The 16,933-nt window shown below is 45.0% G+C and carries 18 protein-coding genes; 8 read left to right on the top strand and 10 right to left on the bottom strand.

Going from position 1 to position 16,933, the window contains the following annotated elements; translation table 11 throughout:
* Positions 1-76: 76 nt before the first annotated feature.
* Together L5M37_RS10740 and L5M37_RS10745 are read right to left on the bottom strand one after the other, a co-directional pair.
* On the bottom strand, positions 77-397 hold the full coding sequence (locus tag L5M37_RS10740; RefSeq protein WP_105250001.1) for a DUF3144 domain-containing protein: 321 nt from the start codon (positions 395-397) through the stop codon (positions 77-79).
* A 74-nt stretch (positions 398-471) separates the two neighbouring features.
* The gene (locus L5M37_RS10745) at positions 472-1,035 is read right to left on the bottom strand and encodes a Tfp pilus assembly protein FimT/FimU (RefSeq protein ID WP_263200442.1); all 564 of its coding nucleotides are present in this window, start codon (positions 1,033-1,035) and stop codon (positions 472-474) included.
* Positions 1,036-1,222: 187 nt separating this feature from the next.
* On the opposite strand from L5M37_RS10745, the gene ung reads away from it, so the two are divergent.
* On the top strand, positions 1,223-1,888 hold the full coding sequence (gene ung, locus L5M37_RS10750) for a uracil-DNA glycosylase (protein ID WP_263200443.1): 666 nt from the start codon (positions 1,223-1,225) through the stop codon (positions 1,886-1,888).
* 83 nt (positions 1,889-1,971) lie between these two features.
* Here the strand turns inward: ung and ispB are convergent, their stop codons facing one another.
* Positions 1,972-2,943, bottom strand: a complete 972-nt coding sequence (gene ispB, locus L5M37_RS10755; protein WP_049821790.1) for an octaprenyl diphosphate synthase — start codon at positions 2,941-2,943, stop codon at positions 1,972-1,974.
* Between the two features lie 272 nt (positions 2,944-3,215).
* On the opposite strand from ispB, the gene rplU reads away from it, so the two are divergent.
* The 7 genes from rplU to L5M37_RS10790 all read left to right on the top strand — a co-directional run bounded on the left by rplU (position 3,216) and on the right by L5M37_RS10790 (position 7,582).
* Positions 3,216-3,527, top strand: a complete 312-nt coding sequence (rplU, locus tag L5M37_RS10760; RefSeq protein ID WP_006080526.1) for a 50S ribosomal protein L21 — start codon at positions 3,216-3,218, stop codon at positions 3,525-3,527.
* Between the two features lie 14 nt (positions 3,528-3,541).
* Positions 3,542-3,796 (top strand): 50S ribosomal protein L27, encoded by a 255-nt coding sequence (rpmA, locus tag L5M37_RS10765; RefSeq protein WP_006080527.1) that lies wholly within the window; start codon positions 3,542-3,544, stop codon positions 3,794-3,796.
* 214 nt (positions 3,797-4,010) lie between these two features.
* On the top strand, positions 4,011-5,180 hold the full coding sequence (cgtA, locus tag L5M37_RS10770; RefSeq protein WP_105250000.1) for an Obg family GTPase CgtA: 1,170 nt from the start codon (positions 4,011-4,013) through the stop codon (positions 5,178-5,180).
* A 27-nt stretch (positions 5,181-5,207) separates the two neighbouring features.
* Positions 5,208-5,969, top strand: a complete 762-nt coding sequence (locus L5M37_RS10775) for a threonine/serine exporter family protein (RefSeq protein ID WP_263200444.1) — start codon at positions 5,208-5,210, stop codon at positions 5,967-5,969.
* Complete coding sequence (locus L5M37_RS10780) at positions 5,966-6,439, top strand: threonine/serine exporter family protein (protein WP_113939894.1); 474 nt, start codon at positions 5,966-5,968, stop codon at positions 6,437-6,439. The genes L5M37_RS10775 and L5M37_RS10780 overlap by 4 nt, the downstream gene beginning before the upstream one ends.
* 27 nt (positions 6,440-6,466) lie before the next feature.
* Positions 6,467-6,949 carry a type 3 dihydrofolate reductase gene (folA, locus tag L5M37_RS10785; protein ID WP_263200446.1) on the top strand — a complete coding sequence of 161 codons (483 nt, stop codon included), beginning with the start codon at positions 6,467-6,469 and terminating at the stop codon, positions 6,947-6,949.
* A 219-nt stretch (positions 6,950-7,168) separates the two neighbouring features.
* The gene (locus L5M37_RS10790) at positions 7,169-7,582 is read left to right on the top strand and encodes a DUF3718 domain-containing protein (protein ID WP_105249997.1); all 414 of its coding nucleotides are present in this window, start codon (positions 7,169-7,171) and stop codon (positions 7,580-7,582) included.
* 235 nt (positions 7,583-7,817) lie between these two features.
* On the opposite strand, the gene L5M37_RS10795 is transcribed toward L5M37_RS10790, so the two are convergent.
* The 7 genes from L5M37_RS10795 to lptD form a co-directional block, all read right to left on the bottom strand.
* Positions 7,818-9,839, bottom strand: a complete 2,022-nt coding sequence (locus tag L5M37_RS10795; RefSeq protein ID WP_198572988.1) for a methyl-accepting chemotaxis protein — start codon at positions 9,837-9,839, stop codon at positions 7,818-7,820.
* 97 nt (positions 9,840-9,936) lie between these two features.
* On the bottom strand, positions 9,937-10,761 hold the full coding sequence (locus L5M37_RS10800) for a symmetrical bis(5'-nucleosyl)-tetraphosphatase (RefSeq protein WP_113939897.1): 825 nt from the start codon (positions 10,759-10,761) through the stop codon (positions 9,937-9,939).
* Positions 10,762-10,782: 21 nt separating this feature from the next.
* On the bottom strand, positions 10,783-11,163 hold the full coding sequence (gene apaG / locus L5M37_RS10805) for a Co2+/Mg2+ efflux protein ApaG (RefSeq protein WP_028761528.1): 381 nt from the start codon (positions 11,161-11,163) through the stop codon (positions 10,783-10,785).
* A 48-nt stretch (positions 11,164-11,211) separates the two neighbouring features.
* Positions 11,212-12,018: a 16S rRNA (adenine(1518)-N(6)/adenine(1519)-N(6))-dimethyltransferase RsmA gene (gene rsmA / locus L5M37_RS10810; protein WP_028761527.1), complete on the bottom strand. Its 807-nt coding sequence runs from the start codon at positions 12,016-12,018 to the stop codon at positions 11,212-11,214.
* A 15-nt stretch (positions 12,019-12,033) separates the two neighbouring features.
* A complete protein-coding gene (gene pdxA / locus L5M37_RS10815; RefSeq protein WP_105249994.1) occupies positions 12,034-13,020 on the bottom strand; it encodes a 4-hydroxythreonine-4-phosphate dehydrogenase PdxA in 987 nt (328 codons plus the stop codon).
* Positions 13,021-13,026: 6 nt separating this feature from the next.
* Positions 13,027-14,331, bottom strand: a complete 1,305-nt coding sequence (gene surA / locus L5M37_RS10820) for a peptidylprolyl isomerase SurA (protein WP_105249993.1) — start codon at positions 14,329-14,331, stop codon at positions 13,027-13,029.
* Between the two features lie 242 nt (positions 14,332-14,573).
* Positions 14,574-16,871: an LPS assembly protein LptD gene (gene lptD, locus L5M37_RS10825; RefSeq protein WP_219250293.1), complete on the bottom strand. Its 2,298-nt coding sequence runs from the start codon at positions 16,869-16,871 to the stop codon at positions 14,574-14,576.
* Between the last annotated feature and the right edge of the window lie 62 nt (positions 16,872-16,933).

Raw genomic sequence — 16,933 nt, forward strand, 5'->3', positions numbered from 1 at the left:
TTGGTTTTAAATAACAAACACGCCATCAATCGATGGCGTGTTTGTTGATGGCTATGCATTTTAAATCAAGGCGTGATTAGCCTTTAAACATTTGCACAGAATTATCAGCTTCTTCTGCCACACTTTCTTGGATAATGGGTGGATTGGCAATGTGGTCGTCTAAGTTGTCACTCAGCATTTCTTTGAATTCACTGCTAAACCATTCTAATGCGCTCTCTTTTTCTGCACCGAGATCCGCTGATTTAATCGCGGCTTCGAAGGCATTAAAACGTGCTGCGGCAAAACGGAGTGCTGTGCCAACTTTACCTACGTCTGCTTCTTGTTGGCTTAGCTGATTGGCTAAGGCAATAAACTGATCGGCAAGTTCGTAAATGGTGGTGCTGCTCGTGTCGGTCATGGCGTTCACTCTAAAAAAGTAACAGATTAAAGTTCGATTCTAACTTAATTGGTGTAAGAAGGAATCGTCAGGCATTAACTATTGGGATCTGTGTCGGTAATGACGACTCCTGTATGGGAGTCATAATTAATCGACAGTTTATCGTTTGTTCGATACAAATAAGTGCACTGGCTAGGATCGGTATAACTGGCTTTATAGTCGGTTTCAGTCGCATCAATATTCAAGCGCGAGACACTTGGCTGGGCATTTTGAAATAATACTTCCCATACCGATATACAGTCTTCGACATTATCGAGTGCCGGAGAGGCCTCATTGCCATGGATATAGTGTTGTGCTGGCCAACCGAAGGCGTTGAAATCTATTTGTTCGGATTGTGCCGTACCAAATACGGGTAAATCCTCTTTTGGACCTGAGCCCACTTTTACAGCCCATACGGAACGTGCCAGATTGATGGCTGATTTAAAGCCTCCGCCTGCCGCTTTAACTGTTGCAATTTGTGCATCTTGTTGCACATTGATAAATTTTGGCAGGGCCACTACGGCTAAAATACCGAGCACTATGATGACCACCACAAGTTCAATTAAGGTGAAACCCGTTTGATGTCTTTGAATTGATTTATCAGAATGTTGGATCATCATTACGTATCAGAGTGTGCGAGAATGGGCGCACTATATCACTTAATTTCGAATGTTTTAAATTGAAAGTCTTAACGTGAGACCTAGCAGGTTTAGTGGTATTACTTAACGGCAGGTAAGGTCTGCAAACTTGCCATGCCACCACAGGACTTTTAAGCTAACCCGATTATAGAATTGAGGAGGTAAAATAGTGACTCAGGCGACATGGCAAACATTTATCGATGAGCAAAGAGCTTTGCCTTATTTTCAGCAACTAAGCGTATTTGTTGACAATGAACGCAGGGCTGGGAAAGTGGTTTATCCATCTGAGGCTGATGTTTTCAATGCTTTTAGTATGACGCCCCTTGAACAAGTCAAAGTGGTTTTGATTGGCCAAGATCCCTATCACGGCCCAGATCAAGCCCATGGTTTATGTTTTTCGGTTAAACGCGGGATAAAACCACCGCCATCTTTAGCCAATATGTACAAAGAATTAGCGACGGATATTGAAGGTTTTGTTGTGCCATCCCATGGTGATTTATCCGCATGGGCGGAGCAGGGGATACTGATGCTCAATACTGTGCTGACAGTTGAGCAAGGCAAGGCGCATTCCCATGCAAAAGCCGGGTGGGAAGTCTTTACGACCGCGGTGCTGGAATTATTAAATCGGCAGACTCAGCCGATTATTTTCGTGCTTTGGGGCAGTCATGCCATTAAAAAGGGTCAAGTCATTAACGCACCGCAACATCAAGTGCTCACAGGACCACATCCTTCACCTTTATCGGCTTATCGCGGTTTTTTTGGTTGTGGGCATTTTTCTCAAGTGAATCAATTATTGCTTGAGCGAGGCGAAACGCCGATCCTTTGGCAGGTTTGATTTTAGGATTGCGGTTAAAGCAATAAAAAAGGTCTTACTGAGTAAGACCTTTATTTTTGGGGCGAAACTACATTAGTTAGCAATCAGTGGTTTCTGTCGACCGAAATCTTAGCTAGCGTTACTAAGGCTTGCTTATAGTCGCTATCGGGTAAAGCAGATAATGCCGCGATGGCTTTCTCTGATTCTTCAATTGCTTTTTGTTGGGTGTAGTTTAACGCGCCGCAATGGTGCAGTGCTGCTACGATTTTATCTATGGCCTGAGTACCATCACCTTGCTCAATTGCTTGACGTATGAGCTGTTTCTCTTCGTCTGTGCCATGGGCAATGGCATAGATGAGTGGCAGAGTCGGTTTACCTTCGGCAAGGTCATCGCCAATATTCTTACCTAGCTCGTCACTGTCGGCTGTATAGTCGAGTAAGTCGTCGGTAAGCTGAAAGGCGGTGCCGAGATACTTACCATAGTTGCCTAAGGCGGTTTCTTGCTCGGGCGTTGCACCTGCTAGCACGCCCGCGAGTAGCGTCGCGGCTTCAAATAACTTGGCTGTTTTGCAATAAATGACCCGCATATAGCTTTCTTCAGTGGTGTCAGGGTCATTGCAATTCATCAGTTGTAAGACTTCACCCTCGGCCAACACGTTAGTCGTATCAGCTAACACTCTGAGCACTTTCATGTTGTCAAGTTCGGTCATCATCTGGAATGAGCGGGTATAAAGGAAATCCCCGACTAGCACACTGGCACTATTGCCAAACAGTGCATTGGCGGTTTCTCGTCCGCGGCGTAACGTCGATTCATCAACTACATCATCGTGGAGCAATGAGGCTGTATGGATAAACTCAATAATCGCCGCTAGCTTAAGATGTGCTTCGCCTTCGTAGCTCACCGCACGTGCGGCTAAAACCGACAGCAGAGGACGAAGACGTTTACCACCACCATTAATAATGTAAAAACCTAATTGATTAATTAGGGCGACATCTGATTCAAGCTGTTTATATATCAGCTGATTGACTGCTTGCATATCAGTGTCAGCCAGTTGACGAATAGCGTTTAAATCCATAATAGACTCTGGTTGTGGGGTCATTACGTACCCGGCCCCTGTTTAGGCTCACGTGTTATAATGAAATGAATTTTACCTAAAATTCTGACATATGACAGCACTAGCTCAACTAATGTGAGAGTTAATCCGGTCTTTTTTTATTCTTTCCTAATTAGGGCTTGCCAGAGTTAGATTCTTCGCGTAAACTCCGCGCCCATTGTCAATAAAGTTTTTGTAGCACCCTGCCTCATCCAAGAATGAGCCCGCGTGTTAGGAATTGGAGTAAAATAGCTATGTACGCTGTTTTTCAAAGTGGTGGTAAACAACACCGTGTAGCTGAAGGCCACACAGTACGTTTAGAAAAGTTAGAAGTTGCAACTGGCGAAACTATCGAGTTCGATCAAGTTCTTTTGATCGCTGATGGCGAAACAGTGCATGTTGGTGCTCCTTTAGTAGCTGGCGGTAAAGTCGTTGCTGAAGTTGTAAGTCACGGTCGTGGCGATAAAGTTACTATCGTTAAGTTCCGTCGTCGTAAGCACCACGACAAGAAAATGGGCCACCGTCAGTGGTTCACTGAAGTTAAAATTACTGCTATCAACGCATAATAGGAGTCTAACTCATGGCACATAAAAAAGCTGGCGGTTCTACTCGTAACGGCCGCGATTCAGAAAGTAAACGTCTAGGTGTTAAGCGCTTTGGCGGTGAATCAGTTCTAGCTGGTAACATTATTGTTCGTCAACGTGGTACTAAATTCCACGCTGGTGTAAACGTAGGTATTGGTCGTGACCATACTCTGTTTGCTCTGACTGACGGTAAAGTTAAATTCGAAGTTAAAGGCGCTAATAACCGTAAGTTTATTAGCATCGAAGCTTAACTTTCGAACCTAGCTTATACTGTTAAAGCCCCGCCATTGGTGGGGCTTTCTGTTTTTTGTGCTTCTATTTACGCCGTGTAGATGCTTGAGTTGGTAAATGATTACCAAGAATGAGCATTGACAGGTAAGATTGGGAGCAAAGTATCTCGAGTTTTTTGGCGACCAATGAAGTTAGACGGTATAATTGCTTCATTCAGTGGTGCCAGGAGTAAGTATGAAGTTTGTCGATGAGGCAGTAATTAGGGTCGAAGCAGGCGACGGCGGTAGCGGTTGTGTTAGCTTTAGGCGCGAAAAGTATGTACCTGATGGTGGTCCTGATGGTGGTGATGGTGGCGACGGTGGCAGTGTTTTTCTGCAGGCTGACGAAAACTTCAACACTTTGATCGAGTTCCGTTTTGAACGTTTTCACATGGCTGAACGTGGCGAAAATGGTCGTGGCCGTGATTGTACTGGTCATAGCGGTAAAGATTTGATCTTAAAAGTTCCTGTTGGTACTCGCGCGGTCGATCATGATACTGAAGAAGTCCTTGGGGATTTAACAACCCACGGTCAAAAGCTATTGGTTGCCAAAGGTGGTTTCCATGGTTTAGGTAACACCCGTTTTAAGAGCAGTACTAACCGTGCCCCACGTCAAAAGACGTTAGGCACACCCGGTGAAGTTCGTAGCCTTAAATTAGAGTTGTTACTGCTGGCTGACGTTGGTTTGCTTGGCATGCCTAACGCGGGTAAGTCGACATTCATTCGTGCGGTTTCCCGTGCAACGCCGAAAGTGGCTGATTATCCGTTTACAACACTGGTGCCTAACTTAGGTGTGGTTAATCCACGTCCTGGACAAAGCTTTGTGATTGCGGATATTCCTGGTCTCATCGAAGGCGCTGCCGATGGTGCGGGTTTAGGTATTCGCTTCTTAAAGCATCTTGAGCGTTGTCGTATTCTGCTGCACATCATAGATATTGAGCCGATTGACGGAACCGATCCGGTTGAGTCTGCGCGCGCTATCGTAGGTGAGCTTGAGAAATATTCTCCAAAGTTGGCGAGTAAGCCGCGTTGGTTAGTCTTTAACAAAACCGATCTGTTGCTTGAAGAAGAGTTGCAAGAGAAGGTTGATCGTATCGTTAAAGAAATGGGTTGGGAAGGCGATGTTTATACTATCTCCGCCTATAACCGCGACGGTACCAGTGAGTTGGCATTAAAACTCCTCGATTACATTGCGAGTCTTCCACCTGAAGACAATGAAGTCGACCCAGATAGTGAAGTTGAGTTTAAGTGGGATAATTATCATCAAGCAAACCTTGATTCATTGAATGAAGATTATGTTGATGAAGATGATGACGACGACTTTGATGATGACGACTACGACGTAGAAGTTATTTACCAAAGATAATAGTAATCTTTGAGTTTTGAGAGTTCTGTGTACGCTGATACTCAAAATGATATTACTCGGCAAGTTGTGCGTGCTGCACAATTGCTACTGGCCTACGGCGCGGAATCTGATTTAGTTGAAGAAATCAGCCAGCGTCTAGGTCAGGCTTTAGGTCTTGCCAGCGTAGAACTCTCTATTTCCTCTAATTCCCTCGTGTTAACCAGTTTGGTTCATGGTCGCTGTATCACAACTACTCGTCGTATTCGTGAGCATGGCATTAACATGACAGTCGTCTGTGAATTACAACGTATCTGTTTACTCGCCGAAAAGGGGCTGTATGGCCCAAATGAAGTGCGTAAACGCTTGGCGCGGATTGAACCTAAAACTTATCCTCCTAGCTTAGTGGTATTCATGATTGGCCTGTCGTGCGCTAGCTTCTGTCATTTATTTAATGGCGATCTCACTGCATGCGTGATTACTTTTTTTGCCGCGGCAGTAGGTATGTCGGTACGTTTAGCAATTGCTAAGCGGCATTTTAATTTATTAGTTAACTTTGCCGTCACGGCTTTTGTCACCAGTATGTTGGCTCAAACTGGCTATGTGTTTGCATTGAGTGAAACGCCTAAGGCTGCTATGGCCGCGAGTGTGCTAATGCTGGTGCCGGGTTTTCCGATGATCAATGCGATTTCCGACATGGTGAAAGGGCATATGAATGTTGGCATCTCCCGCTGGGGTCATGCTACTTTGCTGACCGTTTCTTCTGTGATTGGCATTACGATTGCGATGCAGATCGGCGGAATTTTCCTATGATGGAATTACTGATAACGCTGCTGCACGATGCTTTTTTCTCAGCAATTCCCGCCGTAGGATTTGCTATGGTATTTAATGTTCCTAAACGATTTCTTCCTTACTGCGCTTTAGCGGGAGCCATTGGCCATAGTTCCCGTACTTTAATGTTACAGTTTGGTCTGCCAATCGAGTGGGCAACCTTCGCCGCCGCGGCATTAGTAGGGATTATTACCATAGGGTTTGGTAAGCGCCACTTAGCGCCACCTTTAATGTATGCTGTCGCTGCGATTATTCCTATGATCCCAGGCACTTATGCATTTAATACTGTGATTGCCTTAGTGCAATTGACCGCTCAATCTCAAGTTAGTCCTGAACTGACGGGGCAAGTGATTAGTAATGGCCTCAAAACTGTCTTTATTCTAGGGGCGTTAGCTGTGGGTTTGGCCATGCCGAGTTTGCTGTATTTCAGGACCCGTCCCGTCATTCAATAATTCTATTTCTATAAAACAGGAGTGAGCATGCGCATTGCTATGATAGCCGCGATGGCAAACAATCGAGTCATCGGAAAAGATAATAAAATGCCATGGCATCTTCCAGAAGATCTACGTCACTTTAAAGCGATGACCCTAGGCAAGCCTGTTGTGATGGGACGTAAGACCTTTGAGTCAATCGGTAGGCCCCTTCCTGGTCGACATAATATAGTGATTTCACGCCAAACGGATCTGGTGATTGAGGGGGTGACCTGTGTGACCTCGTTTGATGCTGCTAAACAAGCTGCTGGTGAGTGTGAAGAGTTAGTGGTTATAGGTGGTGGCCAGCTTTATGCCGAGTTATTGCCCTGCGCCGATATCTTATATTTGACGCAAATCAATCTTGAGGTGGAAGGCGATACATTTTTCCCCCACTGGGACGATGGGACTTGGAAGGAAACTGAATCTTTGTCGAGTATAAATGCTGCTGGTTTGGAATATCGCTTTATCAATTTGGTAAAAAAATGTTAAATTGCAGCTTCTGTTGTGTACCCTGTGTGTATGGGGCGTCAGTTTATCTAACGTATTGCATCATATCGGACATTTAGTTTTCACGGAAAGAGATAGCCTATTTCGTTATCCTAGATTTCGAACGAGAGCTAAAGCCAAGAGGTCAATATCATTTAGACAATAGATGCAGCCCATACAGAATTGATAATAAAACTATAAGAAAGTATTAAGGAGTATCGGATGCGTCTTATGCCTGTGGCCTTGGCTGCGTTAATTGGATTTAGTTCTATTGCTGTACCAACCTCTGCTGTTGCGGGGGAAGATCCACTCGTAGCGAGTCTTTGTGATTATGTAAAAGCTAACGACAAAAACCGCTTACGTAAAAAGTTAAAAGAAAGCCGCGTTAAGTTACGTCAGATTTACAGTGGTATCAGTTGCGATGGTGCAAGTCTATTGCGCACCGCTTACGGTGCGAGTGCGAACGATACCGGTGAGTTTGTGGCTAAGCGTTTGTCGGCGACTGAATTGAGTGTTGCTGAAGCTGATGGGATGACAATCCAAGCTTGGGCTGAAGCAAACGGTCATGGTGCTAGCCCAATTACTGCTGCAGTGAAAGAGCGTCTTGGTGCTGCTGCGGGCGGTGAAGAAGAGTAATGCGGATTTGAACTTAGCGGCACTTTAGCCCTATTTGCTGCTACGTTATATTAAACGTCTAATATCAAGTATCTAGCATTAAGCTAGATAAAAATGCCAAACTTAAGTTTGGCATTTTTTATGGCCTTAATTTGTGCAAAGGCCGGACAGTTCGAGTCGTCAGTAAGATAGGAAAGTGAATTCGTCTCAAAAAAAAGGGCCGCTAAGCGACCCTAGGTTTTAGTGGTGATAAACATTAGACTCTAAATTCACCGACCGAAGCTTGGAGTTCTTCGGCTAATTTGGCGACTTGATGGCTAGACTGAGCCGTTTGATCTGCACCGATAGCGGTTTCTTCTGAAATTGCTGCAATATGCTCTAGTTTTTCAGAAACTTGCTGGCTTACTAAATTCTGTTCCTGCGCAGCATGGGCGATATGGGTGCCAGAATCATAGGCCTTATGCACAGATTGGCTGATGGTCTCGAGGGCAATGTTGGCTTGCTCCGTTTTTTCAACACAGGCGTTGGCTTGAGCGCGCCCCATATCCATGGCGGCAACGGCTTGCTCTGCACCTTGCTGCAACACTTCGATCATCTGTTGGATCTCTCGGGTCGACACTTGAGTGCGTGAGGCTAAACTACGCACTTCATCGGCAACTACCGCAAAACCACGACCTTGTTCACCCGCACGGGCGGCTTCAATAGCGGCGTTAAGGGCGAGTAGGTTAGTCTGTTCTGCAATACCACGGATCACATCCAAAATTGAGCCAATAGAGGCGCTGTCCGACTGCACTTTATTAATCACAACACCCGCTTTGGCCACTTCATCGGCTAAAGCCAAAATAGTCAGTTTGTTCTCTTGTGCAATGGCACGCATGTGCTGAGTTTCTTGATCAGCCTGTTTGATTTGCTCAAGGGCTTGATTGGCACTTAAAGACACCTGCTGAGCACTAGAGCTAAGTTCAGTTGTCGCAGTAGCCACTTGGTCAACTTGGCTTTTTTGTTCTTGTATGCCTGAGGTGGTTTGCGCTGTGATTGCTGATGTTTGTTCGGCTGCCGCGGCAAGTTGATTTGACCTATCTAAAATACCTATGATTAAACTGCGTAAGCTATCGACGAGACGATTACAGTTTTTTGCTAGTTCGGCAAATTCATCGTGTCCAGAGTCATCTAGTTTATGGGTAAGGTTGCCTGAGGCTAAGACGTTCAGGGCATTGTTCACTTGGCTGAGTGAGCGTTTTAACGGATTCACCACAGCAAAACTCACAATCACAGCGACAACGATTGCTATTAACACGACAATCATGGTTTGTATGCTAGCAGAGTCAATCTTGGCTATAGTGTCATTGCTCATGTTCGCGGCAACAAGTTCGATGTTATCGCTGACATCATTCATGTTGGAATTGATGACTTTCACATCATTTTCGATAATGCCTAGTTTTATCACAGCTTCTTTGGAGTGGGAGAGCTGACTCGATTTTAGCAGCAACATAGATTGCGGACCGGTGACGAGCGCTAATACTTTTTCGATATCTTTAGTGACCGAGCTTAAGGTATCCGCTTCGACAATACCTTGACCGTGACGATTCACATATTCAAGTTTGTTCTTGGTTTCGCTGATAATATAGTCAAGTTCCTTTGAGATCAGTTCGTGCTTACTGTCTTCGTCATTCGTTACTAAATCTGCAATAGTAGTGATGATATTTCCGAGACTAGTATCAATAGCGCTGGCTGATGCAGCAAGACTCTGCTCATCGGGATTCTGACTGCTTTCTAAATCAACAATATCGAGCAGTTCTGATGAGGCATCATCGGCGGCATTTTCGAGCTTTTTCTTTAGTTCAACTAGCTGTTCTTGCTTGCTCAATGAGGCCTCACGTTCGGCGATCATGGCAATACTATCTCGCTCAAAGGTAGCAAAGCTGCCGCTTAATTGGGCAATTAAAGAAGATAGATTCTGCTGGCTCTTGACTAACTGAGTGAGGGTGGCAATTTCGTTTTTGAACTGAGTCCCGTGGTCTTCAAACACTTTACGAATATTCGGGATATTTGCCGATCTAGGAGTGTTATAAGCAATCAGGATTTGTCTTTGTTGCTCACTCAATGCTTCACTAAGGTGGTTTGTCGATTTTAGCGCGGGCAAGCTTAATTCTTGCATCATAGCAGAGCTGGCTTTTAGGCTATTGTTGGTTAAATAAGATGTAAATCCTAGCAACACGAGTAAAAGTGTGACAATACCAAATCCGCCAATCACTCTGGTGGCTACATTAAATTTCATAGGATACTCCGATTTTTATTATATTTTTCCAAATGAAAACAGGGTGATATTCAGGGTTAGGCGGCTCAGTCTGTTATCGACTTTAAGCTGTTTTAGTTTAACTCTTTTTTAACTTTTTTTGCGTAATTTTTTGGTCTTTTTCAAGATGCCATAAGGTTAAGTGTTCACCCCAGCAACAGCCTGTATCTAAAGCCTTTAATTTAGTATCGTCGACCTTGCCCATCAACGCAGCCCAATGGCCAAATACTAAGGTATGACTCTGGCGCAGCGGCGAAGCAAACTCAAACCAAGGTTTGAGTTGTGGATTAGTACAGTTTTCAGGAGGTTGTTTGCAATCAAAATCAAGTCGGCCATCGACATAAAGATAGCGCATGCGTGTTAATGCATTGATGCAATAACGTAAGCGTTCTATGCCAATTGCACTTGGATCCCATTGCTCTGCGGTATCTGAATACATTTGGCTTATTAATGTCTCAAGATAATCATCGTGCTTGAGGGCGCGACTGACGAGTGCGGATTCTTCTCTTAATACCTCCAGCGACCACTGAGGTGGTACACCCGCATGACTCATAATGAGTTGGTGTTCAGGTAATTCACGCATAAGAGGTTGTTGTCTCAGCCAGTCAATTGAGGCTGAGATATCGGGGGATTCTAGAATTTCAGTGAGATTATCGCTGGGTTTAGCGCGCTTGAGCTTACCGTGTAATGCCATTAGATGGAGATCGTGGTTACCTAAAACCGTTTTAGCGGAATCACCTAAGGAGCGAAAAAAACGTAGCGTAGCTAAGGAGTCAGGTCCACGTGCAACAAGATCACCTACAGCCCAGAGTTCATCGCGGGAAGGATTAAAATCGACCTTAGCTAGTAATTTTTGTAACTCAGCGAAACAGCCTTGAATATCACCAACAAAATAATGCGCCACAGTACCCCTTTCCTAACGATATTAATGTAGTAAGCCTGGGGTCGCTAAACGGAAGGGACGGATTGTCGCCTGGAAACGCTCACCCGATTCGCTGACCATACCATAAGTGCCGTGCATTATGCCAAGTGGCGTATCGAGCACAGTACCACTGGTGTATTGATAGGCAGTATTCGGCGCAATGGTTGGCGTTTCACCGACAACACCGGCACCTTGGACTTCACTGGTGTTGCCATTGGCATCAGTGATTATCCAGTGACGAGTTTCAAGTTTAGCCGCTTGCTCACCTAAATTGATGATAGTGATGGTGTAACTGAAGAGGTACTTTTCATCCTCGGGCGAGGACTGCTGCTCTATATACTCAGTTTTGACTTCGACCCGAATGGAGGTGTCCAATGCGCTCATTCTTGTTCCTAGGCTCTGGTATAAGGGCACCTAAGTGCCCAGACATATTTATGCTTTCTTATCGCAAACCATGTTAGCCATAGCAACATACTGCTGCACGCTAATCTGTTCTGGGCGTTGACTTGAGTCAATCCCTAACTGCTCGAACTCATCGTCAGATAACATGTGCTTTAAGTTATTACGCAGAGTCTTACGACGCATGTTGAATGCGGTAGTACAAAGGTGGCGTAGTACGGTCACATCTTTACAAGGGAACGGCTTTACGGCGTATGGCAATAAGCGTACGACTGCTGAGTCCACTTTAGGCGCAGGGGTAAAGCTGTGGGGCGGTACTTCGAGAACCGGAACCACTTGGCAGAAGTATTGTGCCATGACCGTTAAACGGCCATAGGCTTTACAGCCAGGGCTTGCCGATAGACGCAGGACTACTTCTTTTTGTAGCATAAAGTGCATGGTTTCAATCTGTTCGGCAAATTCGAACAGGTGGAACATCAGTGGCGTTGAAATATTGTAAGGTAAGTTACCGAATACTTTCATTTTTTTGCCAGGCACACTCAGTTGGCCAAAATCAAACTGCAGTGCATCACCTTGGTGAATAGTCAGTTTATTTTTAAGGACTGGGTGTTGATGTAAGCGTTCAACCAGATCGCGGTCGAGTTCGACGACAGTCAGATTATCCACAGCATCGGCTACAGGTTCAGTTAAGGCACCAAGGCCAGGGCCGATTTCGACCATCACATGGTGATTATCGGGTGCAATTGCACCCACAATGCGGTCAATCACATTGCCGTCGGTAAGGAAGTTTTGTCCGAAACGCTTTCTGGCCGTGTGGCCTAAATGTACTTTGTTGCTCATTAATAATGTAATCGTTTAGTTCTTTGAGGATAACTCAATGGCTTTATTCAGAGCACAGACAAAACTGCCAATATCGGCCTTGCCTGTACCCGCGAGATCGAGCGCCGTACCGTGGTCAACCGAGGTACGAATATAAGGTAAACCTAAGGTGATGTTTACCGATTTGCCAAATCCTTGTGACTTGAGAACGGGAAGTCCTTGGTCATGGTACATGGCCAAGACGACATCGGCGTCCTGTAAATATTTAGGTTGGAACAGGGTATCGGCCGGTAATGGGCCGACAATATTCATTTGGAACTCTTCTCGCAACTCGTTGAGTGCAGGAATAATCACGTCGATTTCTTCACGCCCTAAATGGCCGTCTTCACCAGCGTGTGGATTGAGACCACAGACATAAATTTTCGGTGAAACTATGCCAAATTTGCTGATGAGATCGGCATGTAGAATCTTGATAATATGCTGTAAGCGTTGGCGTGTTATGGCTTTTGCAACATAGGCCAGAGGAATATGGGTGGTCACGAGTGCCACTTGCAAACCCGGCGTTGCCAGCATCATCACTACATCGGGGCAATTTGCTTGATGGGCAAAAAACTCAGTATGGCCACTAAAGGAAATACCTGCTTGATTGATAATGCCTTTATGCACTGGGCCTGTCACGACAGCATCAAACTCGCCGCTCATGTTTTTCTCGCCCGCATAACGCAAGGTTTCAACTACATAAGTGCTGTTTTGCTCATCGAGCTGACCGCAAATCGATTCGCTCACTAACTTAAAGGGCGCTATGGTTAATGTGCCCGCTTCTTGCGGTTTAGGAGCTTGATTTGGCTGGTAAGGGCGGAAAGTCACTTGCAAACCGAGTCGTTTCGCACGGCTCGCAAGTAATTCTGGATCCGCACAAACGACTAACTCAGCAGGCCAAGCCTGCTGAGCGAGTTGTACGACTAAATCGGGGCCAATACCTGCGGGTTCGCCTGGGGTAACGGCAATACGTTTAGTGCTCAATTAGAATTAACCTCGATTGGTCTCTGGCTGGAAGATTTCAATGTATGCGTCTGAACGCATTTCGTCTAGCCAGTTTTGCAGTTCTTCGTTAAATTTGCGACGGAAGATCAACTGGTGCGCACGGTTGCTATTGAACTGATCCGTGGCGTCGGTTTTTCTGCGTTCTTCTAACTGAGTGATATGCCAACCGTGAGTCGTACGGAATGGCTCACTAATTTGGTCGTTTTTCAAGCTGTTGAGCGTTTGAGCAAACTCAGGAACGTAAATGCTTGGTTCTGCCCAACCTAATTCGCCACCTTTTGTGGCCGAACCGGGATCTTCTGAGTACTGACGCGCTAGGTCTTCAAACTTAGCTTCACCTGAGCGGATTTGTTTCAGGAATTGCTCAAGCATGGCTTTAGCGCGGTCTTCTGACAGGATCGGCGATGGCTTGAGCAAAATGTGGCGCGCTCTAACTTCTTCGATTTCTTTGGTTTGTAGGCCGCGAGCATCCATGATCTTAATAATATGGAAACCTGCGCCACTCTTAATCGGGCCGATAATGTCACCCATTTTCGCACCGTTGATCACTTCGGCGAACAGAGTTGGCATTTCGTTGATGTTCATATAATCCCAAATACCGCCTTCGAGTGCTTTAGGACCTGAAGAAGAAGCGATAGCGGTACGACGGAAATCCTCACCACTCTTCAAACGTTCTAATACGATATTGGCGCGTTTGCTTGATGCTTCGAGTTGTTCACTGGTGGGGTTATTAGGCACGTCAATCAGGATGTGGCCAATTTGGTATTCCACATCTTTCATCCCTTGTTCTTGGATGAGTTTGACTAGGCTAGTAATTTCCTGTGGTGATACTTGAATACGGCGTTGTACTTGAATACGTTGAATTTCACCTAGAGTGATTTCTTCGCGCAATTGTTCGCGGTATTGACTGAAACTTAAACCTTCGCTTTCAATTTTTTGTTGCATCTGCGCGACAGACATTTTTTGTTCACGCGCGATGTTTTCAATCGCTTGGTCTAGTTGTAAGTCACCAATATTCAGCCCTATACGACTGGCCATTTGCAATTGTAGGCGAGTTAAGATTAAACGCTCAATCACCTGAGTGCGCAGGGCACTGTCAGAAGGTAACGATTGGTTTGCTGCTTTGGCATTCGCTTTAACAGTGTCAATCATGTTAGTGATTTCACTTTCGAGCACTATGCCGTCGTTAATTTGGACTGCAACGCGGTCGAGCGGCTGGGGTGCGGCCAATGTAGGTTGGCTGATCGCGAGTGCAAATAAAGCAAAAATCAGATGTTTACTGGGTTTCATCCACAAAATCCTTGGCACGTTCTAAGGTCAGGTTCGACGGCTTAATTGAAATAACTTTACCATTTATATCGAAATTACAGTGAGTTGCCCTAATGTAATTTTTTGGCGACGCATTTGAGTGCAAGGTTAGACCTTAAGATCCGCTTTTATTCGCTTTAGCAAAAGGTGAACGGTAAAGCACTCATTAATCTGTTTGGACTCTGAGTCCTTGTTGAGGTTCAGCAATCTATCACAATTCTTTGCTAATTCCTCAGATAAAGCGGTTTTCTGTAGTTAAACAGGCCGTCATTGAGCATATCGGATACGCCTAATGGGCCAGAACCACCGAGTCCCTTAATGATTAAGTTCAGGTAGATACCACTATCAAACTGTTCGCGAGGATCAATTGTGGCAGAACCTATATTGTCGTCATAGTTGGTTTTAATGCGGTAATGATAACTAAGTCTTACTGCGTAACAGCATGATTCGTACTGGATACCTGTGTAAGTTTCAATACTGCGACTTTCGTTAAGGTCATAATACCAATTACCAACAAAGTAGAGGTCGTCACTGATTGGCCAAGCGCCACGAACGCCCGCTTGGGAGATGTTCACTGTATCATTGGTATTTGAGTTCAATAAATCTGGGACATAGCGATAGCTAAATTGCAGCAATTTATTCGCTTCAGGTCTGAAATCTAAGGTGACTTCAGATTTTTTATTGTCACTGGTGTTGGTATCGTACTGAATCGCAGCCCCCATATACCAATCATGGGACAAGCGGGTATCTAACTCTGCAGCAAGTACTGAAGTTGATTGATTAGACTCAAAAATACTGTCTTCGTAACCGACTTTACTGTCTTGCAGGTAAAAAATTTGTCCTAGGCTGAATTTAGTGGCTTCTTGGTTGTGACTATCAAACAGGCGTGTAGTAACACCTAGAGTGACTTGATTTGCATCGGAAATCCGATCCAGACCCGAGAAGCGACGATCACGGAATAGACCAAAGTAGTCGTCCTGTAATTGAGCCGTATCATAAATGCCTATGTTGCGTTGATCTTCGTAGCCGACATAAAGATATTGAAATTGTGGCTCGAGCGTTTGGCGGTAGTTTTGATCGAAAAGCTCAGTAAAACGTTCGAAGTTGATTTGACCATTAATCCGTACCTGCGGGATGGTGCGATTCACTGTGTCGTCAACAACTATGTCTGGATCTTCGTTATGCTGCCAATAATTGGTCTGCATCAACTTAACTTGACTGGTGAGCGAGCCTGAAGGCCCATGTATTGGCAGAGTTACGCTTGGTGACATGTACAAACGAGTCGCCGTATTAACATTGTTGTCCTGATGGGCAAAATTCGTTAGCTCCGAATTGAAACCAAAATCTAAATTGTTCCAAAAATCAGCAGCGCGATAGTTAAAGTTAACCTGAGGCATGACTTGATATGGTTTTTCATCCTCACCCAGTACTTTAATATCTTGTACTCGGGTGCTTAGATCCCAGTTACTTTCGAAGTAGCTGATTTCACCTATGCGTGATAACTGGTTATCGGTTGCACGGTTAACATCTGACTTTAAGTCATTGAAATAATTGTTATCTGATACATCGGTAAAATTCGCTAATACGCGCCAATTTTTGTCGATCGCCCCTTGATGCTGCCAGTTATATAAGTAGCGATTCGGGCTACCATCGATCAATTTGTCATTGCCTAGATATTCTAAATTGACTCGGCCATTTTGGGCCTCACCCGCCAGATAACCAAACTCTGTTTTAGTGAATAAACCACGGTTTGACATATAGCTAGGTGTAAATGTTAAATCGTACTCTGGGGCAATATTCCAATAATAGGGTGCGGAAATTTCGACACCATCAGTAGTGCTAGTGCTAAAACTAGGGTAGAGAAAGCCAGATTTACGTTTGTCTGAAACGGGGACTGTCATGTAGGGGATATAGAATACAGGTACACCACCAATTCTTAGTTTGGCATTCCAAATTTCGCCCCATTCTTCTTCACTGTTGATCTTGATCTTTTCGGCCTCGAGTAGCCAAGACACATTGTCAGGAGGGCAAGTAGTGAAGTTGGTATTCGTTAAAATTAAATTGTTATTGATAGTAATTTGCAGTTTTTCGGCATCACCGTGAACTTGTTGGCCATGGATCCAATATTGTGCGCCTTTAAGGGTGGCACGGTTTGTCCGCATTTGAGCTTGTAAGGATTCGGCTGTAACGGTGAAGTTACTGTCTTGAAAGACTAAATTACCATTGGCATCAAACTGTTCAGTAGCTTGATCTAAAATCGCCTCATCGGCAGCTATGTGCCTATCGCCCTGGCTAAAAACCACATCGCCACGGAAAATCGCCTGCTTCCCCATTTCGGCATTGGTGTTATCAGACGCAATACGAATTTTGTTGAGTTCAGCCGCACTCATCCCTTGGGTTTGAGATACGATACGGGGTACTGGCGGTTCGATTAAGCATTGGGATGCCGAAGCGGTTAGAGAGTCGTCTGCCAGGACTAATTGCGGTAACAGGCTCAGGGCCAGAAGGTATCGGATCTGCATCTTTAGGTCAGTAATTATGATTTCTTATTCTGGACAAGTATGGATGGGGAAAGTTGCAATTG

It is taken from the genome of Shewanella sp. SM69, assembly GCF_025653985.1.
Classification (GTDB): Bacteria; Pseudomonadota; Gammaproteobacteria; order Enterobacterales; family Shewanellaceae; genus Shewanella; species Shewanella oncorhynchi.